The organism is Bradyrhizobium sp. AZCC 1588 (assembly GCF_036924735.1).
Lineage (GTDB): Bacteria > Pseudomonadota > Alphaproteobacteria > Rhizobiales > Xanthobacteraceae > Bradyrhizobium.
On sequence record NZ_JAZHSC010000001.1, the window covers coordinates 2,421,172 to 2,441,837 of the forward strand.

Consider the following 20,666-nt stretch of genomic DNA (forward strand, 5'->3'; position numbering starts at 1 on the left):
GAAACGCGAGTTCACTGCGCATCTCCCGCCGAAGGTTTCTGCAGCTTTTTCCCGAAATAACTTGAACCAATCGCGCCCTGCATTGTTTGCAGTGCATTAACAAGGCCGCCGGAGGAACCGGAGCCGGTCCATGAGGAAGCGCTTTTTCGGGCGTCACCAACCGAGAGAGAGCTGATGAACCAGATATTCAACGCCGGTGCGACTGAACGTTCCTCCGGGTTGCACCATGGCCTCCCACCGAGAGCCCGGCGCCACCCGACCATCCTGAGAGTTTCCGCCGTCGGTGTCGCCGGGCTGTTGTCGGCATTAATGGTGACGGCCGTGGCTCCGCCGATTACCGCCGATCAATCCGACCGCGCCGTTGTCAACGCGCCGGTGACGCTGCTGACCGCACCGATCGGCGGCGAAATCGACACGCTGACGGCGCTTCCCGGAAGCGACGTGCGCGACGGCGACAGACTGGCGCAGATCAGCAATCCAAGGGTCGACCGCAGCACGCTGATCTCGTTGGAAGAAAAATCATCCGATGCGCGCCAGAAGCTCGACGCGACACGGGCAAAGAGCGCATCCGACCGCGCCTATGTTGCTTCCCTCGAGGCCGAACTCGCCAGCCAAACTGAGCAGCTCAAGATGCAGTTCCAGTCGCAGATCGAGGAGCTGCGCGCCCGCGTGTCGCAATCCAATGCCCAGAGCGGCGAAAAGAAGGTTTTGGTGGAACGGCAAAGCAACATGGTGACGCGCAATACGGCGAGTATGGACATGCTCAGGCCGACCACGCAGCAATATGCCGCGGCCATGCACAATGCGGACGCGGAGCGCGCCAAGCTCAATCAAAAGATTGCGCAGCTCAATGCCTTGAACGGGGGCATCTATGTCGGAGAGGAGCTGGTTGTGCTTAACAATCTGGCGCAAAAGCGCCGGGACATCGATCTCGATGCCCAGCGCATGGAGATCGAGGAAAGGCAGCAATCTGCCGTCCTCGGCGACCTGGAGCGCCTGATCGACGCCGAGCAGAAGCGGCTTGCGAGCCTGGAAGGAGCCGACGTCCTTTCTCGCGGCTCCGGCAAGGTGCTGACCATCGGCGCAGCGATGGGGCGTCACGTCAACGCCGGCGATACCATCAGCTCCGTTGTTGATTGCGACAAGCGCTTCGTGGTTGCCATTTTCTCGTACCGGCAAGGACAGAACATGATGCCCGGCACCCGTGTCCGCATCGACGGGAGTACGTTCCGTACAGGAATCGTCAGCGCGGTGTTGCCGAAGACCAGCGACAAGGTCGATGAGCGCTTTGCCGTACCGTTTCCGCAAACCGAGCGGCGCGAGCTCTATGCGATTATTACGCCCGAAGCCACGAACGAGGCTGACGCGCCGGTGCGGGAAACGCAGGCTTCGGATACTGCGGCCTGCGCGGTCGGCCAGTGGGTCACCGTCACGCGCGACAACGGCATGGTACCTTCGATGTCGGTCACCTGGCGGCGGCTCGGCAATCTCATGGCCTCGTGGACGCATGATGATGGCAGCGAGACCGCGCAGAACCACCCGATCGATGCGGATACACACCGTGCCGGCATGGCCCAGCCGGAGGCGTCGAAGGTCGATGAAAACTGGTGGTCCCGCACTCGCACGCTCGTATCGCGATGAAGCACGCGATCGGAATGGCGTTGTGTGCAATGGTCCTGGCTTCGACGCCCGTTGCGAGCAAGCAGCCGGAAAAGAGCAGCGGTCCGTTTTGTGCCGGGCTGAACAAGGCGGTGGCACCGCTGACCGGCGAGGCCGATGCCGTCTTCATCCGCAGCTATGAACCCGGCGCTGACGAAGCAAACCTGCCGGCGGGCATTGCCACAACGGCGTTTGTCTATGACAACGCGCTCGCTGTCATTGCGCTGATCGCCTGCGGCAACGTGCCGGATGCCAAACCGATCGGTAACGCATTGAGCCGGGCGGCCCGCAAGGACCGGACGTTTAACGATCATCGGGTTCGCAACGCCTATCGCGCCGGCTCGGTTGGCAACGGGGCTCCGAATCTACCGGGATGGTGGGATGAGCCTGCCAGGATCTGGGCCGAGGATGCGGCGCAGGACGGCACCTCGACCGGCAACGTTGCATGGGCGGCCTTGGCGCTGCTGACGCTGCACCAGGCAACGCATGATCGGCAGTATCTCGCCGACGCCAGAAGCCTGATCGATTGGATCATCGCCACGACCGCCTGCGGCGACGGGTTCTGCGGCGGCGTTCATGGCTACGATCCGCAGCAGGTCACGCTCACCTGGATGTCGACCGAGCACAATGCCGACGTCCACGCCGCCGCGAGCTGGCTGTTCCGCCTGACCGGCGAGCCGAAATACGCCGACGCGGTCGGGCAGGCCCGGCGGCTGCTCGACCGTACCTTCCGCGGAAATCACTTCCTGCTCGGCACAAAACCCGACGGCAGTCTTGCGGATGAAGGCCTGCTCGCGCTCGACGCTCAGCTTTGGCCATGGATGGCCGTACCGGATGCGCCTGCGGCTTGGCGAAGCACGCTTGATTTCGCGCAAACTCATCTAGCGGTCGATGGCGGCTTCGATTTCAACGGCGACCGCGACGGCGTCTGGGTCGAAGGAACGGCGCAGGCGGCATTGGCCTGCCGGATCAGCGGCAACACACCGCAGAGCGATCGGCTGCTGGCCAATTTGAAGGCCGATCAAACGCGCTCCGGTCTGCTCAACGCCGCACGCACCGCGCGACTGACGACGGGGTTGTCGATCGACCCCACCGGCACCGTGCCCGACTTCTTCTACTACCGCCGACCGCACCTCGGCGCCACGGCATGGGCGGCGCTGGCCGAAACGGGCTGGAACCCGTTCACCGGGGAAAAGATACGATGATGTTCCCGAGCGCCGGCGATGACCTATCGATCCTCACCATCGATATGGGAATCTTCCTTGGGCTTCTGGTGATGGCGCGGCTGCTGGATCCGCTTCATGCCAAGGACCGTATCCTGTTCGGCATCACGACTTCAGCCCTTCTGATCCTTTATGCGCTCTGGCGATGGAACGATACGTTGCCGCCGTTTACGCTGTCGGCCGAAAGCCTGTGGCCTCGGTTGTTCATTTCGTTTGAATTTCTTGCCATTCTCTACACGCTGATCTCGATCGTGATCCTGTTCCGCAGCACCGATCGCAGCGCGCAGGCCGATGCGGCGCAACGCAAACTATCTGTATCGCGTGGCTACCCCGCCGTCGACATCTTCATCTGCACCTATGATGAGCCGCTCGAAATCCTCGAACGATCGATCCTCAGCGCGCTGGCGCTCGACTATCCCAATGCGACGGTCTGGGTGCTCGACGACACCAGGCGCGACTGGCTGCGGGAGTATTGCGAAAAAGTCGGTGCGCGTCATGTGACGCGGCCGGACAACAACGGCGCCAAGGCCGGCAATCTCAATAACGGGCTGATGGCGACCGCGCGCGAGACCAATGCACCCGTCATCCTGGTGCTCGACGCCGATTTTGCGCCACGGCGGGATTTTTTGAAACGCACGGTCGGCCTGCTGTTGTCCGATCCGGAGGTTGCGATCGTGCAGACGCCGCAGTTTTACCATAACGCCGACCCGATCCAGCACAATCTGCTAGCCGGGAAGAGCTGGGTCGACGATCAACGCTTCTTCTTCGACGTCTTTCAGCCTGCCAAGGACGCGTGGGACTGCGCGTTCTGCGTCGGCACTTCCTTTGTCGTTCGCCGCGACCGGCTTAACGAGATCGGCGGCTTCCCGCAGCAAGCGATTTCGGAAGACATCAATCTCACTTACACGATGCTCGCGCACGGCTACCGTACCTGGTGGCTGAACGAACCGCTCAGCTTCGGGCTTTCGGCCGAAGGCATCCCCGAATACATCACCCAGCGCGCGCGCTGGTGCCTTGGCACCATACAGGTCGCCCTGCTGCGCAATGGCCCGCTGTTCGGCCGCGGCTTCAGCTTCACCCAGCGCTGGCACTATTTTCACGGGGTGCTGAACTGGCTCAGCAAGCCATTCATGGTGCTGCTGCTGATCGCGCCGACGATCTACTGGTTTGGCGGCCTGCCCGCCTTCGAAGCCGACTACCACACCTTCCTGCGCTACGGCGTGCCGGCGCTGCTCGGCCAAATCATCTACATGGGCTGGATCTCGCGCGGGCGGACGCTGCCGTTGTTCATGGAGGCCACCCACGCTGTCACCTGCTTTGCGGTGACCGCGACGCTCTTGAGCGCCATCGTCAAGCCGTTCGGCCGCCCGTTCAAGATCACCGACAAAGGCGGCGACCGCTCGACGCCACGCGTGCATTGGAGGCTTGCAGCGATCTTCGGACTGATCGCCGCAAGTTCTGCCGCCAGCATCATTTGGGCGTTCATCTCGCCCTATGCAGCCAGCGAGATTTCCTCGCTCGACTTCTTCAATCTGCTGTGGGCCGGCATCGCGATGCTGATTGCCTTCATCGCGTTTCTCGTCTGCTTCGAATTGCCCCGTCCTGGCGACATGTTCGAAACGGATGAGCCCGCCTGGCTGTTGGGCGAAGGGAAAATCCTGTCGTGTCGCCTGCTCGCGGTGTCGCCGACCTCGGTGCGCTTTTCGGGTCCGGCCGGCAACGCGCTCGAGCTTGCGGGCTGGCGCTACCAGATTCACCTGGAAGGGTTGGGATGGACCGACATATCAATGGTCTCGCGATTCCGCGAGACAGTGCTGGCGCGCCTTGAACCTACGGCCGAACAATATCAGCGGCTGGTAGTTCGGCTTTTCAGCACATCACGCGGCAACATCACCAATGAAGCCAGCCTGCGCGGCGCGCTGGCCGGGTTGCTGCGACGGGGATTTAACGGGGCGTGAGGCGGTATGCACGCCCCATCGACATCAGTACAGGCGAGCGCAGCTTGCTTCAGTACCGCTCTGCGATCTGATCGAGCTTCCTGCTGAGCAACCAGGACAGGCCGAGGAACGCGACCAACATCGCGATGCCCAGCCCCGAAGAGGCATTACTGATGGACTTCTCCGAGAATTGACCGAACGCATAGCCGGCCGAGACAACGGTGCAGGACCAAAGGCCCGCCGCGCCGAAGTTGAGCACCAGGAAAGTGGACCAGGGCAGCCGCGATATGCCGTAGGCGAAACCCGCGACCCCGCGAATACCGTGCGGGAACCGATGAAGCAGGATCATCCAGCCGTAGTGACGGTCCGTCAGCCGGGCTGCGGTCTGCAGCGTGCGCTCGATGCGCGGAAAACGTTCGAACCAGCGGACGCCATAACGTCGGCCGATCCAGAAGCGAATCACGTCGCCAGAGAAGCTGCCAAACCAGCAGACCACGATGAGCTTACCAAGACCCAGCACGCCCGAATGTGCGGCGTAGCCCGCGAACAGCGCAAGCAGCAGGCTATGCGAGGCCGCATAGGCGAACATCAGGCTGTAGGCCGCATCGCCGTGTTGGCGGATGAGCTCGAGAAATGAGGTCAGATCGGTCGGAAAGAGCAATGTAAGCCCACCCAAATTCGTTCATGGCGATATTTCCCCCCAGAAGAGTGGGTTCGGTCCCAACGCTTATCACTCCGCGGAAGGACACGGAAGCCAATAGGCGCACCAATGGCCGCCAGCTTTGCACGCCGAGCGTGTTTGCATGGCAGTCGCACACCTCGAAGCGCAGATATGGAGCGGGATGATTGCAAATTGCTGTCTTCGACACGCCGGAGAGAAGGCCGTTACAAATCGACCACCACATAATCGCTCTCCACCGACACCGCGATGGTCTCGGCGACATACGGGCCCTTCACCACGGCCGATCCCGGCTCGACGTTGACGGGATAGGCACAGGCGCGGAAGCGTTTCGGGTCGCAATAGGACTGGCCGGTGCGGATGTCGAATTCCCAGCCGTGCCAGGGACAGCGGATGATTTCGCCGAGTTTTGTATACTCGATCTCGCCGGGATTGGAGGACTGCGCGAGGCCAATCAACGGGCCCTCGCACAGGGCCGCGCCCTGATGCGGGCAGCGATTCAGCAGGCCGAAGAACTCGCCCTTGATGTTGAAGATCGCGATCGGCCTGCCGTCGATGTCGAGGAACTTTCGCGTCCCCGGCGGCAACTCATCCACCGGGGCGATGACATGACGAACCATCAAGAAATTCCGTACAGCTTCTTGGCGTTGCCGAGATAGAACGCTTCGCGGTTGGCATCGCTGACGCCGGCCGGCAACACGCGCGACGGCTCATCAAAGTCCCAGTGCGGGTAATCGGTGGCGAACAACAGTCTGTCCCAACCGATCCATTCGATCGTCTGGAACAGGTGATCGCGGCGCTCCGGATCTTCCATCGGCTGCGTGGTCCACCAGACATGGTCGCGGATATATTCCGACGGTTTTCGTTTCAGATGCGGCACTTCGCTGTGCAGCTTCTCAAAGCTCTTGTCGAGCCGCCACGCCAGCGACGGCGCCCAGCCGAAGCCGGCCTCGATCATCACCATCTTCAGCTTCGGGAAGCGTTCGAACACGCCCTCGAGCACGAGGCTCGCCAGCGCGGTCTGCTGACACTGCGAGTGGCCAACCATCTCCTCGATGTAGAAGCTTGGCCAGCCGGAAGGGGTGAGCGGATTGCCGCCGAAGCCGAAGGCGTGCACGCCGACCGGCAGCCCGATCTCCTGCGCAGCCTCGTAGACCGGCCAGTAGCGGCGCTGGCCGAGCGGCTCGACATTGCGGCTGAGCAGCAGCACCTGAACGAAATTTTTGTCGCCCGCGCGCTTGCGGATTTCGGCGGCGGCGGCAGGACCGTCCTCATTGGGAACGACGATCGAAGCCTTCAGGCGCTTGTCCTTGCTGGTCCATTTCTCGATCTGCCAGTCGTTGATTGCGGAGCAGATCGCGCCTGCCAGATCCTGGTTGCGCAGGCCCTGCCCGGTGGCGAGCGGATTGAGCACCCCGAGTGCGACATTGTAGGGATCGAGAAGCTGCTTCTGCATGAAGGACAGCGAGGAGCCCTGTGGCCCGCCTTCCGGCGGCCAGGCATCGCGGCGCGAGGCGTTGGGCTGCGCCTTCGGATAGGGCGGGCCCTCCATCATGCCGTGGTAGGCCTGGATGCCGTAGCTCTCGAGATGTTCGTGCCAGCGCTTCGCCATGAACGGATAGAGTTCGTCTTTGGTGGCACGTGCCGGGTGAATGTCGCAATCGGCGATCGCGGTCTTGAGGCTGACGGATGCCGAAGGCTCTGGGCGAAACTGGACGTTCATGGCGTCGTCTCCTTCGCTACTTGCAATCGGCCGTAGGTCGCGAGCGGATTATCGATCATAATCTTGCGCACCAGATCGGACGACAATCCCGGCGGCAGCACCTCGTCGCCGTCGAACTGCCAGTGCGGATAGTCGGTCGAGAATAAGAGCAATTCGTCCGACTGCATATGGTCAAACAGGCGGTTCAGGGTTGCGGGATCCGGCGGCGCATCGACCGGCTGCAGCGAGAAGCGGATGTTGCTGCGCACAATCTCCAGCGGTGCGCGATCGACCCACGGCGTTTCCATCCGGATGCCGCGCCAGAATTTGTGCAGCCGCCAGAGATAGGCCGGCAACCAGGTGAAGCCTGATTCCAGCATCACCATTTTCAGATTCGGGTGGCGGGCGAACACGCCCTCCACGATCAGGCTGGTGAGCTGGGTCTGGAACGCGGTCGCTTGGGCTACGTAATCCTCGATGTGATAGGAGCCCCAGCCGATCGAGGTCGGTGGGTTGTGATAGGCGCTGCCGGCATGGATGCCGACGGCCAAGCCCAGCCGTTCGGCGGCGGCGTAGATCGGCCAGTAGGCGCGCTTGCCCAATGGCATGTCGCCCATAACCAGCATCAGCACCTGGACGAAGCGCTTATCCTCAGCGCAGCGTTCGATCTCCGCGACCGATTTCTCGACGCTTTGCGTCGGGATCACGATCGAGCCGCGCAGCCGATCGTCCTTGTCGAGCCATTCTTTGGCCAACCAGTCGTTCAGCGCGCGGCAGAACGCGTCCTGCATGTCCTCGGAGAACACCATCTGCACGCCATAGAGCGGATTGCAGATGCCGAAACGAACGCCGAACCGGTCGAGCGCCTGCTTCTGCATGTCGGCCAGATCGGCGCTCGGCTTGCCCTGCGCCGGCCGCCAGTCCGGCCGCGACGAGATCGGCGAATGGGTGGGATAGGATTGCGACACCAGGTCAGTCATGCCGCGCGTCGTCACCTGGTCGCGCCAGTAGTCGTTCATGTAAGGCAACAGGCTGGTCAGATGCGGAACGGCGGGATGCAGGTCGCAGTCCACGCCACCCGCGATCGGCGACGTCATGGTGTTTCCTCGTATGGCCGCGTCGATGCGGTTGTTTGAGGCATTCAATCAGGGCGGCGCGCGCGCGGCAACTCGGCAAGCGTAACCCTCCTGTGTTAGGAAGGCATGACTGGATCAATGGCGTGCGCGCAGGAGTTGAAATGAAAGAGCTTGTTACGATCGCCGAAAAGATCGCGACCCAACTGATCGCGCGGAAACAGACGATTGCGGTGGCGGAATCCTCCACCGGCGGGCTGATCTCGGCGGCGCTGTTATCGGTGCCGGGCGCATCGGCCTATTTCCTCGGCGGCGCCGTGGTCTATACCCGCGACGCGCGTCGGCTGCTGATGGATATCCCGGACGAGGCGATGACGGGCATTCGCTCGGCATCCGAACCATACGCGAAATTGCTCGCCGCCCAAGCCCGCCAGCGCTTTGCGACCGACTGGGGATTGTCGGAAACCGGCGCAACGGGACCAACCGGCAACCGCTACGGCGATGCCGCGGGCCATAGCTGCGTGGCGGTAGCGGGTCCGCAAAACGAAGTGTTCACACTGGAAACCGGCAGCGCCGACCGGCAGGCGAACATGCAACAATTTGCGAGCACCGCGTTGAATTTGTTGCTGGAGAATTTGTCGAAGTAGGTGTGATCGTAGCCAACATGGACCCCGGCTCTGCAGCGCACCGCTACGCGCTGCGCAGCGTCCGGGGAACGGAGGCCGGCTTCTGACTGCAAAAAGCTCTCGCGTCCCGGACGCGGCGCGACACGCAGTGACGCGACGCAGAGCCGGGACCCATATGTGGCGTTGTGAACTACCGCTCCCGGAACGAGCGCATCAGTTGGTCGCTGAACGGCTTCATCAGGTAGGAGAACATGGTGCGGTCGCCGGTCTGCACGAAGGCTTCCACCGGCATGCCCGGGATGATCTTGACCTCGCCGAGGCGAGCGACTTCGTCCGGCGGCATCGAGACGCGGATGGTGTAGTAGCTCTGGCCGGTGCGCTGGTCGGTGGTGACGTCGGCGGAGACGCGGGTCACCACGCCGTTGAGTTCCGGCGTGGTGCGCTGGTTGAAGGCGGATAGCCGCAGAAGCGTCTTCTGGCCGATCTGCAGCTTGTCGATGTCCTGCGGATTGACCTTGGCCTCGACCGAGAGATCGTCGGCCTTCGGCACGATCATCATGATGGCGTCGCCCGCAGTGATGACGCCGCCGACGGTGTGCACGGTCGACTGCAGCACCACGCCGTCCTGCGGCGCGCGGATCTCGATGCGGCGCAGTTGATCTTCCGCGGTGACCTTGCGCTCGACGAACTCGCCGATCTTGTCGTTGGTCTCGCGCAAATCCTTGGAGACTTCGCTGACGACGTCCTTGTCGATCTGGATGATCTGCAGCTCGGTTTCAGTGATCTTGCCCCTCGCCTGCGCGCGCGCGGCGATGTATTGCGCACGCTCGCCCGACAGCCGGGCGAGATCGCGCTCCAAAACCGTCAGGCGCGAGATCTGGATCAGACGCTGCTCGTAGAGCTGGCGGACGCCGACCAGCTCTTTCTCGACCAGCGCGATTTCCTTTTCCTTGGCCTGTTCCTGCGCGGTGAGGCCGGCGATTTCCTCATTGAGCTGGGCCACGCGCTCGCGCAGTTGCGACTTCTGCCCGGCGCGCCCGAACACGCGAACCTCGAACAGTTTGGTTTCGCTCGCGATGATGTCGCGGACGTCAGGGTCGTCGGCGCGATCGAAGAGCTGCGGCGGGAACTTGATCTTGTCGAGGCCGCGCTGCTCGGCCTCCAGCCGCGCCGCCCGCGCCCACAAGCCGTTCAGCGTCTTGACCACGATGGCAAGGCTCGCCTTGACTACGGTCTCGTCGAGCCGCACCACGACGTCGCCCGCCTTGACCACGTCGCCGTCGCGCACCCGGACCTCGCCGACCACGCCGCCGGTCGGGTGCTGTACCTTCTTGACGTTGGAATCGACCACCACCGAGCCCGGCGCGATCAGCGCGCCGGAAATCTGCACCGTCGAGGCCCAGCCGCCGAATCCGCCGGCGAGAACCAGCATCAGCGCAAGACCGACGATGAGATGCGAGCGTATCGAGCGGCGCGCGCCTTTCAGCTCCGCGGTCATGATTTTTTCGTAGCTCCTGCTTCGGACACGATCTTGATCGGCGGCGGCGACGGGACGCGCTGCAGTACCTGGCCAAGCACGGTTTCCTTCGGACCGAACGCCTGCATGCGGCCGTCCTTCAAGACCAACAATTGATCGACCGCCTCGATGCCGATCGGCCGGTGCGCCACCACGACCACGATGGCGCCGCGCTCGCGGGCGGCGCGCACAGCGCGGGTCAGCGCCTCGTCGCCCTCGCTGTCGAGATTGGAGTTCGGCTCGTCGAGTACGATCAGGAACGGATTGCCATAGAGCGCGCGCGCCAGCGCCACGCGCTGCGCCTGCCCGGCCGACAGCGCAGTGCCCTGCTCGCCGATCTGGGTATCGTAGCCCTCGCGCATCTTGATGATCATCTCGTGCACGCCGGCGTCCTTGGCGGCGGCAATGATCGCCTCCGATTTGGCCTCGGGGTCGAAGCGGCAGATGTTCTGCGCCACTGTGCCGGCGAACAATTCTACGTCCTGCGGCAGATAGCCGATGTGGCGGCCGAGCACGTCCGACGACCATTGGTCGAGCGCCGCGCCATCGAGCCGCACCTTGCCGCGGGCGGGCGTCCAGACGCCGACCAGCGCGCGCACCAGCGACGACTTGCCGGAGCCGCTCGGACCGATGACGCCGACGCCGGACCCGGCCTCGACGGCGAAGCTGACGTCCTGCACGATGACGCGCTGGTCGCCCGGCGGCACGATGCTGACTGCCTCGACCGACAGCCGCTTGGTCGGCGCCTGCAGCAGGGTCTGCTGGTTCGCCGGCGGGATCTGCTCCAGCAGTTTGGAGAGGCGGTGCCAGCTCTGGCGCGCGGCCACAAAGCCTTTCCAGTGGGCGATGGCGAGGTCGACCGGGGCCAGCGCGCGGGCGGCCAGGATCGAGCCCGCGATGATGATGCCGGCGGTGGCTTCCTGATGGATCACGAGGTAAGCGCCGACCGCGAGCACCGCCGATTGCAGCATCATGCGCAGGACCTTGGCGACCGCGCCGAGACCGCCGGCGATGTCGCTGGCGCGCTGATTGCCGGCCAGATAGGTCTCGTTGGCCTCGCTCCAGCGCTTCATCAGCCGTCCGGACATGCCCATTGCCACCAGCACTTCGGCGTTGCGCCGGCTGGTGGCGGCGAGATCGCTGCGCCGCGCGGCCAGCGTCATCGCCTCCTTTGCCGGCGTGCGCGACAGAAACTCGGTGATCAGCGTCAGCGCCACCAGAATGACGGCGCCGACCAAAGCGGTGATGCCGAGCAGCCAGTGGAACAGAAAGCAAATCGCGAGATAGAACGGCAGCCACGGCAGATCGAAGAACGCGCCCGGCCCCATGCTGCCGAGGAACGACCTGACATTGTCGAGATCGCGCAGCGGCTGCAGGCCCTCGTTGCGGCTGCCGACCATCAGCGGCAGGCGCACCACGGTCTCGAACACGCGCGCATTGATGGCCTCATCGAGCGCGGTGCCGATCCGGCCGAGAATTCGCCCGCGGATCAGATCGAGACCGCCTTGCGCGATGTAGAGCCCGGCCGCAAGAATCACGAGGCCGACCAGGGTGGGCACGCTGCGGCTGGGCAGCACGCGGTCGTAGACCTCCAGCATGAAAATCGAGCCGGTGAGATACAGCAGATTGATCATGCAGCTCATGACGCCGACGCCGATAAAGGCGTTGCGGCACGCGCGCAGCGCTTCACCGAGCTCGGAACGCCGGACGGGAGCGGCTGCCATTTATGCGAATCTCTTCAAAAGGATAGGGTACGTGCGGGTTTTACCGGTGTTTTTGGACACCGTCTATTTTAAGTCACGTTAACCTACGTCCAGTTCACCCCCATGAAGGGGGTGACGAGAGAAGTTGGCGAGTTTGGGGCAGCTAATTTGACGCCGGCGCCAGTCCTTCGGCGGGCGCGGGCTTCATTTGCGGCGGAAACGGCACCAGAATCACCGACATCGAGACCCGGCCGATCTCGCCATGGATGTCGAGCAGGACGCCGCTACCGGTTCCTAACCCGGCCGCCGGCCGCCACCTGGCTTGTGCGCGAATGCCGACCCATTCGCCGGCCGGCTGGCGGAACAATTGAACCGTCAGATTGGGGTTCGGATCCGCCACCACATCCTGGAGCGGGCGGGCGATGCCATGGGTCCAGTCTGCCGGGCCGAGCACCGCGGACAATGGCGCCTTTGACAAGGATCCTACGCCATCAATGACCGCCTGATTCATGCGAAACTAGGCGACGCCATCACCTTCGCGCGCCTCCATCGCCTCCATGAACCAGGGCCGGCCATGTGCCGCCTGCCTGGTGCGGATCGGAAACCGAGTGGGGTCGGCGACCGCGCCCACGGGCTCGGTGAACCCGGGGACATTGACCGCGCGTTCGCGCGATAGCGTCACCCGCACTGTGGCGCAGGGCTGATCCTCATCCACCGGCCACAGCGTGTTGTCGATCACGCTGACGCGGCCGCCTTCGGTTACGACCGAAAGTTGGGTTCGCAATCCCGTCATCGGCGTCGGCCGCAGAAACCAGGCCGACGACGCGATCGCCGTACCCCATTTTCGCGCAGGCGCGAGCGTCTCGATCTCTGCCGTCAATAGGCTTGCGACCGCCCGCCCTGCAGGCCCGCGAAGGGACCCGCGGCGAGCGGCGTGGGTTGCCAGCGATTAGCGCCTACGAGCTCGAAGATTGCCAACGGTGCGGAGTCCTGAGATGAGGAATATTGAACGTTGAGCTAGCTTGATGGAAGCTAAGGCCTTCCACAAAAGGGATTTTCTCACCTCAGATGAACGATATTCAATCATTTGAAGCACCGCCTCCCCCGCTGCGCGCGATCCCAACCCTAACCGCATTGCTGGCATTTGAGCGCGCCGCTTCGCAACTGAGCTTTCGCCGCGCAGCGCGCGACCTTTCGCTCAGCCCATCCGCGATCAGCCACCAGATCCGCGGGCTGGAAGAGCAGTTCGGCACAAAACTGTTCGTGCGCGGGGCACGTTCGGTGCGGTTGACAGCCGATGGCGAACGCTATTTCGCAAAAATTTCGGCCGCGCTGGCGGTGCTGCAGGATGCCAGCCGCGACATGCTGCGCCATCGCCGCGATGCCAATGCCGAACTGTGGATCAGTTCACTGCCGTTCTTTACTTCCGCCGTGCTGATTCCGGCGCTGCCGGAATTCAAGCGGCGCAATCCGCAGCTTGCGCTGCGCATCGAGGCCACGCATCAATATGCCGACTTCAACGCCTCGCGCGTCGATGTTGCGATCCGCTACGGCCGCGAGCATTCGGCCGGGCTGAAATTCGAGCCGCTGGTCGCCGTGAAGGGTTTGCCGGTCTGCGCGCCAGCGCTGGTCAAGGCGGGATTGAAGCAGCCGGAAGATCTGTCACGGCAGGTGCTGATACACCTGACGACGCAGCCGCGCGCCTGGTCGGTCTGGCTGCGCGAGGCCGGGCTTCAACACCTCAGCCCGCGCGGACATCTTTGGCTCGACAGCGTGCCGGCGATGCTGGAGGCCGCCGAACACGGGCTCGGCGTGACGCTCGCGATGTCGCCGCTGATCAAGGCGCGGCCCGGCTTCGGCAAGAAGCTGGTTGCACCGTTTACATTCGAGGCCACGCATAGCGAGACGATCTATCTCGTCTCCCGCACCGAACAGGCGCGCGACCGCCGGATCGCCGCAGTGCGGCGCTGGGTCGTCGACGCAGTGGCGCAGGCGAAATAGCGCCGCGCTAAAACCGCCCGCCGGTCCGCAACAGCCGGACAATCAAGAGCAATATGACGGCGCCGATGGTGGAGTAGACGATCTCGGACACCAGTCCGGTGCCGAGACGGATGCCGACCTTGGGAAACAGCAGGCTCGCAAGCAGCGCGCCGGCGATGCCCACGAGAATATCGCCGATGATGCCAAAGCCGGTGCCGCGCACGATCTTGCCGGCGAGCCAACCGGCCACCAGGCCGACAAACAGAATGACGAGAATGCCTTCGTTGGAAATCTGCATGTGAAGCCCCCCGGGGTTTTGCGGCGCAGGCCGCACGACAGCCTATCCACGATCGTCCGATGTGACGAGCCGCAATCCGCGCGCCGGTCAACTGCACCTGCGAAGTGAACTTTTTTATGTCACGCGCGTTATGTCGGCATGAAACAGAGCGATATTTGGTATGTGACTTTTGGTCCGGACAAGACGGACGATACTGCGGAGAGCATGGCCCGCTCGACCCGCACCTTCAAATCTGAAATCGACGCCAAGCTGTTTGCAATGCAAATTTTGGCCAAGGGCTGGTCCGCCAGCGCCGGCACGCTCAATCCGCATCAGCCGAAGCAGGTGGTGGGACCGGCGCAGATCGAGCGTTGGGCCGATCCCGGATTGGGCGGGTAGGATTCTCTCATGTCCCGGACGCGGCGCGTCACGCAGTGATGCGACGCTGAGCCGGGACCCAGTGCCGCAACAACTGGGCCCCGGATCAGCAGCGCACCACGCCGCAAGTGCGGCGCGTTGCGCAGCATCCGGGGAACGCAGCCAGAAGCCGCTTCACTTCAATTAGCCGCAGAAACTTCCGCCGCCTCCGCCAGCACACAACGCGCCGTTCGATCCGGCGATACCTGCACATTCGGCGGCAGACGCTCGCTGCAGCGCGGCTGCGCAACCGTGCAGCGTGGCGCGAACGAACAACTGACGGGCGCCTTGTCGAGCGAGGGCGGCGTGCCCGGGATGGTCTCCAGCCGCTGGCCGCGCTTAGCGCCGTGGACGGTCGCGGCCAATAGCCCCTTGGCATAGGGATGCACCGGGGTGCGGACGATGTCGCGCAGGCGGCCCTGCTCTACGATCTGGCCGGCATACATGACCGCGACGCGGTCGCAGATTTCGATGGCGACGCCGATATCGTGGGTCACGAAAATCACGGACATGCCGAACTCGCGCTGCAATTCGCGGAGCAGCAGCAGGATCTGAATCTGCACGGTGGCGTCCAGCGCCGTGGTCGGCTCGTCCGCCAGCAGTATTTTCGGCTTGCAGGCCAGCGCCAGCGCGATCATGGCGCGCTGCCGCATGCCACCGCTCATTTCGTGCGGATAGGCCTCTAAGCGGCGCTTGGCGGAGGGAATCCGCACCACCTCCAGCATTTCCAGCGCGCGCGCGAGTCCCTCCTTTTCGCTCTTGCCTTCGTGGCGGATCACGGTTTCCGCGATCTGGCGGCCGATCGTGTAGACGGGGTCGAGCGCCAGCGCGGGCTCCTGAAAAATCATCGAGACGGTCTGGCCGCGAAATGCCGACAGCTCCTCGTCGTTCATTGCGAGCACATCGCGTCCCAACACCTTCACGGTGCCCGAAATCTGCGTCCGCTTCTTCGGCAACAACCGCATCAGCGCGCGCAGCGTCACGCTTTTTCCCGAGCCGGATTCGCCGAGCAGGCCGAGCACCTCGCCCTCACCGAGCGAGAGCGAAATGTCGTTGACGGCATGAACCGTACGTTCGCCGGTGAAGCGGATGTTGAGGTCGCGGATATCGACGGGGTTGCTCATGCCAGTTCGGGTACCTGCTGGTGATAGTCGGTGACGCGCTGGAACGCCGCGCCGATCCGCACCAGCCCGGCCTCGTCGAAGGGGCGGCCGATCAACTGCATGCCGACCGGCAGCCGCTTCTTGGTGAAGCCCGCGGGAATCGAAAGCGACGGTAGGCCGAGATAATTGATCGGGCGGGTGAAGCGCGTGATGCGCTGGATCACGGCTTCCGCCTCCAGGCTGTTGCCGACATCGCTCTCGGCAATGGTCGCGGCGGGCATCGGGGCCACCGGCGCGATCACGGCGTCGGTGCCTTCCACCGCCGCGAGGTGGGCGGCCAGCGCCGGACCGCGCCAGCGCATCGCTTCGAGATAGGTCACGGCCGGAATGGCGAGCCCGTTCTGCAGCCGCATCAACACCTGACTGCCGTAATCCTGGGGACGCTCGATCATCCAGCGCTTGTGGAAGGCGGCCGCCTCGGTGGCGAGCACGATCTGGCAGGCCGCCGTGAGCTGGCGCTGGTCCGGCAGTTCGACCTTGACGATTTCGGCGCCCTCTTTTTTGAGGGTGGCGATAGTCTCGTCCAGCACCCGCGCCACTTCGGAATCGAGATCGTCGACATAGAAAGCGGTCGGTACGCCGACCTTCAATCCCTTGAGCGAGCCTGTGGTCGCGGCCATGTAGTTCGGCACCGGCCGCGTGGACGTGGTCGGGTCCTCGGGATCGGCGCCCGCCATCAGCCCTACGAGCAGCGCGCAGTCCTCCACGGTTTGCGCCAGCGGGCCGACGGTGTCGAGCGATTGCGACAGCGGCATCGCGCCGGCGCGGCTGATCAGGCCGACGGTGCTCTTGAAACCGGTGACGCCGCAGAAATGCGCGGGCATCCGGATCGAGCCGCCAGTATCGGAGCCCAGTGCAGCAAAGGTCAGCCGCGCCGCGACCGCGGAGCCCGAGCCGGACGACGAGCCGCCGGTGATGTGATCGACATTCCAGGGGTTGCGCACCGCGCCGTAATGCACGTTGTGGCCGGTCGGCCCGTAGGCGAACTCGACCATCTGCAGCGAGCCGAGCCTGACGGAGCCGGCGTCCTTCAGGCGCTGCAGCGCGGTCGAGGTCGTCGTCGCGACGAAATCGCGCCGGATTTTGGAGCCGCAGGTGACGACCTTGCCGGCCTCGTAATACATGTCCTTGTGCGCCATCGGGACGCCATGCAGCGGGCCAAAATTCTTGCCTTTGGCGAGCGCGGCGTCGGCGGCATCAGCCGCGGCAAGTGCCTCCTCCGCCTCGAGCGCCATGAAGGCGTTGACGCGTGGTTGCCATTGCGCGATGCGGTCGAGGCAGGATTGCGTCACTTCGCGCGAGGACAACTTCTTGCCGGCGATCGCCTTGGCGACCGCGACCGCTGACATCAAGGCCGGTTCGCCGCTCATTTCGACACCTTTGCGTTCTGCACCAGCAGGAAGCTCGCCGGCTCAAGATCCATCGGCAGTGTGCCAGCAACGGGCGCAAAGCCGTCAAAAGCCGGCCCGATGGAATTGGCGATGCGCGCGGAAACCTCCGCATCCTGCGGCACGCCGGCGACGTCGGTCATTACCTTGACCTGCTTGGGATCGGGTCTTGTCATGCAGCAGTAACTCCCATGTCACTTTTCTTGGTATTTTCTTTGGCCGGTGCGCGGCTGTGCCCGGAGCCGGGTATGGCCATGTAGCACGCCGCCTGATGGCCCATTGTATCGACATCGCTGAGTTTTGGCGTCGCATTTGCGCAGAGCGGCTCCGCAAACGGACAACGGGTGTGAAACCGGCACCCCGACGGCGGGTCGATCGGATTGGGCGGATCGCCGGAGATCGGCGGCGTCTCGGTGCGGTTATCAGGGTCGGACGACGGCATGGCCGCCAAGAGCGCCCGCGTGTAGGGATGTGCCGGCGCATCCCAGACCTTGTCGACCGGGCCGAGTTCGACCACCTCGCCGAGATACATCACCAGCACGCGGTCCGAGATGTAGCGAACCACGTTGAGATCGTGGCTGATGAAGAGATAAGTCAGGCCGAATTCGCGCTTCAGATCAGCCAGCAGATTGAGCACCTGGGCTTCGACAGATTTGTCGAGCGCAGACACCGCTTCATCGAGGATCACCAGCCGCGGCGACAACGCCAGCGCACGCGCAATGTTGACGCGCTGGCGCTGGCCGCCGGAAATCTCGTGCGGGTAGCGGTTGGCGAAGGTTTCGGGCCGCAAGCCAACTTTGCCGAGGAGCTCGCGCGCCAGCGTGCGCGCGGCGGCGTCCGCCATGCCATGCACCTTGGGGCCGAAGGCGATCGATTCCTCGATGGTGAGGCGCGGATTGAGCGAGGCGTAGCTGTCCTGGAACACCATCTGCATGCCGCGGCGCAATTCCCGCAAGGACAGCGCGCGACCGACTTGCAAGCCGTTATAGACGATGTCGCCGGCATCGCGCTTCATCAGGTGCATCAGAAGCCGCGCCGTGGTCGACTTGCCGCAACCGGATTCACCGACGATGCCGACCGTTTCGCCCTTGGCGATCGAGAACGACACATCATCGACAGCGCGCACCGTTTTACGAGGGCTGAACAGATCGCCGCGCACCGGGAAATGCTTTGTCAGGCCGGTGACCTGCAGCAGTGGTTGCGCCGCGCCGCCGACGTCTTCGACCTGTTCCAGATGTCCAACTGACGGGCTCGTCTCACTCATTGCGTCAGTTCCTGATGTCCATGGCGCTGCGCATGCCGTCGCTCAAAAGATTGAAGCAGATCGATACCGCAAAGATCATCACGCCCGGCAGCGCCGCAACCCAGGGATTGATATAGATCGCGGTGCGCAGCGTGTTCAGCATCAAGCCCCATTCCGGCTCCGGCGGTTTTGTGCCGAGGCCGAGGAATGACAGTCCAGCGGCGAGGATCATCGACACCGAGATCAAGCCTGTTGCGTAGACGAAGATCGGGCCGAGAACGTTTCCGAGCATATGCACGCGCATGATGGTCAAAGGTCCGGCGCCGGACGCGCGCGCGGCTTCCACAAAATCCATGTTGCGCACGCCGGTGGTCACGCTTTCGGCGACGCGGGTGATCTGCGGTACGAACACGATGGTCAGCGAGACGATGGAATTGACGATACCCGCGCCCAGCGCACCCGAGATCGCGATTGCCAGCAGCACCGAGGGGAAGGCATAAAACACGTCGATGGTGCGCATGATCGCGGTGTTGAGCCGGCCGCCGACATAGCCGGCGACGAGACCGAGCGAGGTGCCAATCACGAAGGCTAAAATTACCGGCAGGATGCCGATGATCAGCGACAGCCTTCCGCCATAGATCAGCCGCGCCAGCATGTCGCGGCCGAGCTCGTCGGTGCCGAGCGGATAGTTCGGCGTGCCGATATGGCGAAGCCGGCGAATCATCGAGCCCTGATAGGGGTCGGCAAGGCCGAGCCACGGCGCAAGAAGTGCGGAGGCGAAGATCAGCACCAGCACGAAGGCGCAGACCATGCTGACCTTGTCGCGCGCGATGCGGCGGCCGACGGTGGCCCAATAGCCACGCGCCTTGGTCGCGGGCGCGGCTTGCAGGGCGGTATCCGACATCACGGTCATGCAAAGACTCTTTGCTGGAGCATGATCTTTTCGGAAAACTGGTGTCCACTTTTCCGGATCATGCTCTAACCCCGCTTGATGCGCGGGTCGATCGCGGCCTGCGCGATATCGACCAGCAGATTGAGCGTGACGAAGAACAGCGCCAGCACCAAAATCGTGCCCTGCAGCAGCGGCAGGTCGCGCTGGAAGATCGCGGAATTGAGCAGCAAGCCCGAGCCAGGCCACGAGAACACGGTCTCGATCAGGATCGAGCCGCCGAGCATGTAACCCAATTGCAGGCCCATCACCGCAAGCGCGGTGGGCGCGGCGTTCTTGATGACGTGGCGGAACACGTCCAATTCGCGCATCCCTTTGGCGCGCAACGCTTCGACAAAATCCTGGCTCAGGATGTCGCCGGTCAGCGCCCGGACGGTGCGGGTGATGATGCCCATCGGGATCACCGCGGTCGTGATCGCCGGCAGGATCAGGTATTTCATGTGCTCCCAGTCCCAGCCCCACGAACCGGAGCCGCCGGGACCGGCGCCGACCGCGGGCAGCCAGTTGAGCTGCACCGAGAAAATGATGACCATCACCATGCCGAGCCAGTAATGCGGCACCGAGACGCCGGCGATCGCGATGGAGGTCGCGACCTTGTCGATCCAGGTGTCGCGGAAATAGCCAGCGATCAGGCCGAACATCAGCCCGAGCGTGAAGCCGATCAGCGCGGCGGCAACCGCAAGCGTGACGGTGTTGCCGACAGCGCGCAGGACTTCCGACAGCACCGGGCGGCCGGTCGCGATCGAGCTGCCAAGATCGCCATGGAGCGCGCGCCATAGCCAAAGGCCGAATTGCACCGGCAGCGGCCGGTCGAAGCCGTAAGCGGTGCGCATTTGCGCGGCGAGTTCCTGCGACGCATCCGCCGGCAGCACCGCGACCAGGGGATCGCCGGGCGTGATGTGCACCAGCAGGAAGCACACCAGCGCCACGCTGATCACGATCGGAATGACGTAGACGATACGCCGGGCAATGTAAGCGAACACGGGTTACCTGACTTGATACAGCACAAGAATGCGCAGGTTACAGTAAGGGACGCACGATGCGAGGGTTCCCTCCCCCCTTGTGGGGGAGGGTTAGGGAGAGTGGTGGCCACACCGGGACTGCCCGTGTGAACCCCTTCCCCCAACCCCT

The 20,666-nt window shown here is 63.8% G+C and carries 21 protein-coding genes; 6 read left to right on the plus strand and 15 right to left on the minus strand.

Translation table 11 applies throughout. The features are described from left to right. The first annotated feature begins 174 nt into the window (after positions 1 to 174). From V1277_RS11355 to V1277_RS11365, 3 genes are read left to right on the plus strand one after another with little or no spacing between them, the layout of a single operon-like run. Positions 175 to 1,641: an HlyD family efflux transporter periplasmic adaptor subunit gene (locus V1277_RS11355; RefSeq protein ID WP_334416221.1), complete on the plus strand. Its 1,467-nt coding sequence runs from the start codon at positions 175 to 177 to the stop codon at positions 1,639 to 1,641. Positions 1,642 to 1,655: 14 nt separating this feature from the next. Next, positions 1,656 to 2,864 (plus strand): hypothetical protein, encoded by a 1,209-nt coding sequence (locus V1277_RS11360; protein ID WP_334416222.1) that lies wholly within the window; start codon positions 1,656 to 1,658, stop codon positions 2,862 to 2,864. Next, complete coding sequence (locus tag V1277_RS11365) at positions 2,864 to 4,840, plus strand: glycosyltransferase family 2 protein (protein ID WP_334420339.1); 1,977 nt, start codon at positions 2,864 to 2,866, stop codon at positions 4,838 to 4,840. Before V1277_RS11360 ends, V1277_RS11365 begins: the two co-directional genes overlap by 1 nt. A gap of 49 nt (positions 4,841 to 4,889) precedes the next feature. Here V1277_RS11365 and V1277_RS11370 read toward each other — a convergent pair whose 3' ends face one another. The 4 genes from V1277_RS11370 to V1277_RS11385 form a co-directional block, all read right to left on the minus strand. Then, positions 4,890 to 5,480: a DedA family protein gene (locus tag V1277_RS11370; protein ID WP_334416223.1), complete on the minus strand. Its 591-nt coding sequence runs from the start codon at positions 5,478 to 5,480 to the stop codon at positions 4,890 to 4,892. A 224-nt stretch (positions 5,481 to 5,704) separates the two neighbouring features. Further along, positions 5,705 to 6,118, minus strand: a complete 414-nt coding sequence (locus V1277_RS11375; RefSeq protein ID WP_334416224.1) for a Rieske (2Fe-2S) protein — start codon at positions 6,116 to 6,118, stop codon at positions 5,705 to 5,707. Next, positions 6,118 to 7,221, minus strand: coding sequence for an amidohydrolase family protein (locus V1277_RS11380; protein WP_334416225.1), 1,104 nt, complete (start codon positions 7,219 to 7,221; stop codon positions 6,118 to 6,120). The genes V1277_RS11375 and V1277_RS11380 overlap by 1 nt, the downstream gene beginning before the upstream one ends. Continuing rightward, a complete protein-coding gene (locus tag V1277_RS11385; protein WP_334416226.1) occupies positions 7,218 to 8,297 on the minus strand; it encodes an amidohydrolase family protein in 1,080 nt (359 codons plus the stop codon). The genes V1277_RS11380 and V1277_RS11385 overlap by 4 nt, the downstream gene beginning before the upstream one ends. A 140-nt stretch (positions 8,298 to 8,437) precedes the next feature. Here V1277_RS11385 and V1277_RS11390 point away from each other — a divergent pair, with 140 nt between their 5' ends. Continuing rightward, complete coding sequence (locus tag V1277_RS11390; RefSeq protein ID WP_334416227.1) at positions 8,438 to 8,920, plus strand: CinA family protein; 483 nt, start codon at positions 8,438 to 8,440, stop codon at positions 8,918 to 8,920. A 169-nt stretch (positions 8,921 to 9,089) separates the two neighbouring features. Here the strand turns inward: V1277_RS11390 and V1277_RS11395 are convergent, their stop codons facing one another. The 4 genes from V1277_RS11395 to V1277_RS11410 form a co-directional block, all read right to left on the minus strand. Next, positions 9,090 to 10,397, minus strand: coding sequence for an HlyD family type I secretion periplasmic adaptor subunit (locus V1277_RS11395; protein ID WP_334416228.1), 1,308 nt, complete (start codon positions 10,395 to 10,397; stop codon positions 9,090 to 9,092). Then, positions 10,394 to 12,139, minus strand: coding sequence for a type I secretion system permease/ATPase (locus V1277_RS11400; protein WP_334416229.1), 1,746 nt, complete (start codon positions 12,137 to 12,139; stop codon positions 10,394 to 10,396). Before V1277_RS11400 ends, V1277_RS11395 begins: the two co-directional genes overlap by 4 nt. Before the next feature lie 142 nt (positions 12,140 to 12,281). Next, positions 12,282 to 12,596, minus strand: coding sequence for a hypothetical protein (locus tag V1277_RS11405; protein WP_334416230.1), 315 nt, complete (start codon positions 12,594 to 12,596; stop codon positions 12,282 to 12,284). Positions 12,597 to 12,635: 39 nt separating this feature from the next. Continuing rightward, complete coding sequence (locus V1277_RS11410; RefSeq protein WP_334416232.1) at positions 12,636 to 12,998, minus strand: hypothetical protein; 363 nt, start codon at positions 12,996 to 12,998, stop codon at positions 12,636 to 12,638. Between the two features lie 188 nt (positions 12,999 to 13,186). Here V1277_RS11410 and V1277_RS11415 point away from each other — a divergent pair, with 188 nt between their 5' ends. Further along, complete coding sequence (locus V1277_RS11415) at positions 13,187 to 14,119, plus strand: LysR substrate-binding domain-containing protein (RefSeq protein WP_334416233.1); 933 nt, start codon at positions 13,187 to 13,189, stop codon at positions 14,117 to 14,119. Positions 14,120 to 14,126: 7 nt separating this feature from the next. Here V1277_RS11415 and V1277_RS11420 read toward each other — a convergent pair whose 3' ends face one another. Beyond that, on the minus strand, positions 14,127 to 14,396 hold the full coding sequence (locus V1277_RS11420; RefSeq protein ID WP_334416234.1) for a GlsB/YeaQ/YmgE family stress response membrane protein: 270 nt from the start codon (positions 14,394 to 14,396) through the stop codon (positions 14,127 to 14,129). A gap of 162 nt (positions 14,397 to 14,558) precedes the next feature. Here V1277_RS11420 and V1277_RS11425 point away from each other — a divergent pair, with 162 nt between their 5' ends. Next, entirely contained in the window at positions 14,559 to 14,774 is a 216-nt protein-coding gene (locus V1277_RS11425; RefSeq protein WP_171581085.1) for a hypothetical protein, read from the plus strand. A gap of 158 nt (positions 14,775 to 14,932) precedes the next feature. Here the strand turns inward: V1277_RS11425 and V1277_RS11430 are convergent, their stop codons facing one another. The 6 genes from V1277_RS11430 to V1277_RS11455 all read right to left on the minus strand — a co-directional run bounded on the left by V1277_RS11430 (position 14,933) and on the right by V1277_RS11455 (position 20,518). Beyond that, positions 14,933 to 15,916, minus strand: coding sequence for an ABC transporter ATP-binding protein (locus V1277_RS11430; protein WP_334416235.1), 984 nt, complete (start codon positions 15,914 to 15,916; stop codon positions 14,933 to 14,935). Then, the gene (locus tag V1277_RS11435; RefSeq protein WP_334416236.1) at positions 15,913 to 17,325 is read right to left on the minus strand and encodes an amidase; all 1,413 of its coding nucleotides are present in this window, start codon (positions 17,323 to 17,325) and stop codon (positions 15,913 to 15,915) included. Before V1277_RS11435 ends, V1277_RS11430 begins: the two co-directional genes overlap by 4 nt. Next, entirely contained in the window at positions 17,322 to 17,519 is a 198-nt protein-coding gene (locus tag V1277_RS11440) for a hypothetical protein (protein ID WP_028351776.1), read from the minus strand. Before V1277_RS11440 ends, V1277_RS11435 begins: the two co-directional genes overlap by 4 nt. Next, positions 17,516 to 18,607, minus strand: coding sequence for an ABC transporter ATP-binding protein (locus tag V1277_RS11445; protein WP_334416237.1), 1,092 nt, complete (start codon positions 18,605 to 18,607; stop codon positions 17,516 to 17,518). Before V1277_RS11445 ends, V1277_RS11440 begins: the two co-directional genes overlap by 4 nt. Before the next feature lie 4 nt (positions 18,608 to 18,611). Then, the gene (locus V1277_RS11450; RefSeq protein WP_442894573.1) at positions 18,612 to 19,490 is read right to left on the minus strand and encodes an ABC transporter permease; all 879 of its coding nucleotides are present in this window, start codon (positions 19,488 to 19,490) and stop codon (positions 18,612 to 18,614) included. Between the two features lie 74 nt (positions 19,491 to 19,564). Next, on the minus strand, positions 19,565 to 20,518 hold the full coding sequence (locus V1277_RS11455) for an ABC transporter permease (RefSeq protein WP_334416239.1): 954 nt from the start codon (positions 20,516 to 20,518) through the stop codon (positions 19,565 to 19,567). Between the last annotated feature and the right edge of the window lie 148 nt (positions 20,519 to 20,666).

Excerpts from the sequence above, each read along its gene's own strand:
- V1277_RS11355 (WP_334416221.1), top strand. The coding sequence starts at position 175 with ATGAACCAGATATTCAACGCCGGTGCGACTGAACGTTCCTCCGGGTTG.
- V1277_RS11360 (WP_334416222.1), top strand. The coding sequence starts at position 1,656 with ATGGCGTTGTGTGCAATGGTCCTGGCTTCGACGCCCGTTGCGAGCAAG.
- V1277_RS11365 (WP_334420339.1), top strand. The coding sequence starts at position 2,864 with ATGTTCCCGAGCGCCGGCGATGACCTATCGATCCTCACCATCGATATG.
- V1277_RS11375 (WP_334416224.1), bottom strand. The coding sequence starts at position 6,118 with ATGGTTCGTCATGTCATCGCCCCGGTGGATGAGTTGCCGCCGGGGACG.
- V1277_RS11380 (WP_334416225.1), bottom strand. The coding sequence starts at position 7,221 with ATGAACGTCCAGTTTCGCCCAGAGCCTTCGGCATCCGTCAGCCTCAAG.
- V1277_RS11385 (WP_334416226.1), bottom strand. The coding sequence starts at position 8,297 with ATGACGTCGCCGATCGCGGGTGGCGTGGACTGCGACCTGCATCCCGCC.
- V1277_RS11390 (WP_334416227.1), top strand. The coding sequence starts at position 8,438 with ATGAAAGAGCTTGTTACGATCGCCGAAAAGATCGCGACCCAACTGATC.
- V1277_RS11395 (WP_334416228.1), bottom strand. The coding sequence starts at position 10,397 with ATGACCGCGGAGCTGAAAGGCGCGCGCCGCTCGATACGCTCGCATCTC.
- V1277_RS11400 (WP_334416229.1), bottom strand. The coding sequence starts at position 12,139 with ATGGCAGCCGCTCCCGTCCGGCGTTCCGAGCTCGGTGAAGCGCTGCGC.
- V1277_RS11415 (WP_334416233.1), top strand. The coding sequence starts at position 13,187 with ATGAACGATATTCAATCATTTGAAGCACCGCCTCCCCCGCTGCGCGCG.
- V1277_RS11420 (WP_334416234.1), bottom strand. The coding sequence starts at position 14,396 with ATGCAGATTTCCAACGAAGGCATTCTCGTCATTCTGTTTGTCGGCCTG.
- V1277_RS11430 (WP_334416235.1), bottom strand. The coding sequence starts at position 15,916 with ATGAGCAACCCCGTCGATATCCGCGACCTCAACATCCGCTTCACCGGC.
- V1277_RS11435 (WP_334416236.1), bottom strand. The coding sequence starts at position 17,325 with ATGAGCGGCGAACCGGCCTTGATGTCAGCGGTCGCGGTCGCCAAGGCG.
- V1277_RS11440 (WP_028351776.1), bottom strand. The coding sequence starts at position 17,519 with ATGACAAGACCCGATCCCAAGCAGGTCAAGGTAATGACCGACGTCGCC.
- V1277_RS11445 (WP_334416237.1), bottom strand. The coding sequence starts at position 18,607 with ATGAGTGAGACGAGCCCGTCAGTTGGACATCTGGAACAGGTCGAAGAC.
- V1277_RS11450 (WP_442894573.1), bottom strand. The coding sequence starts at position 19,490 with ATGTCGGATACCGCCCTGCAAGCCGCGCCCGCGACCAAGGCGCGTGGC.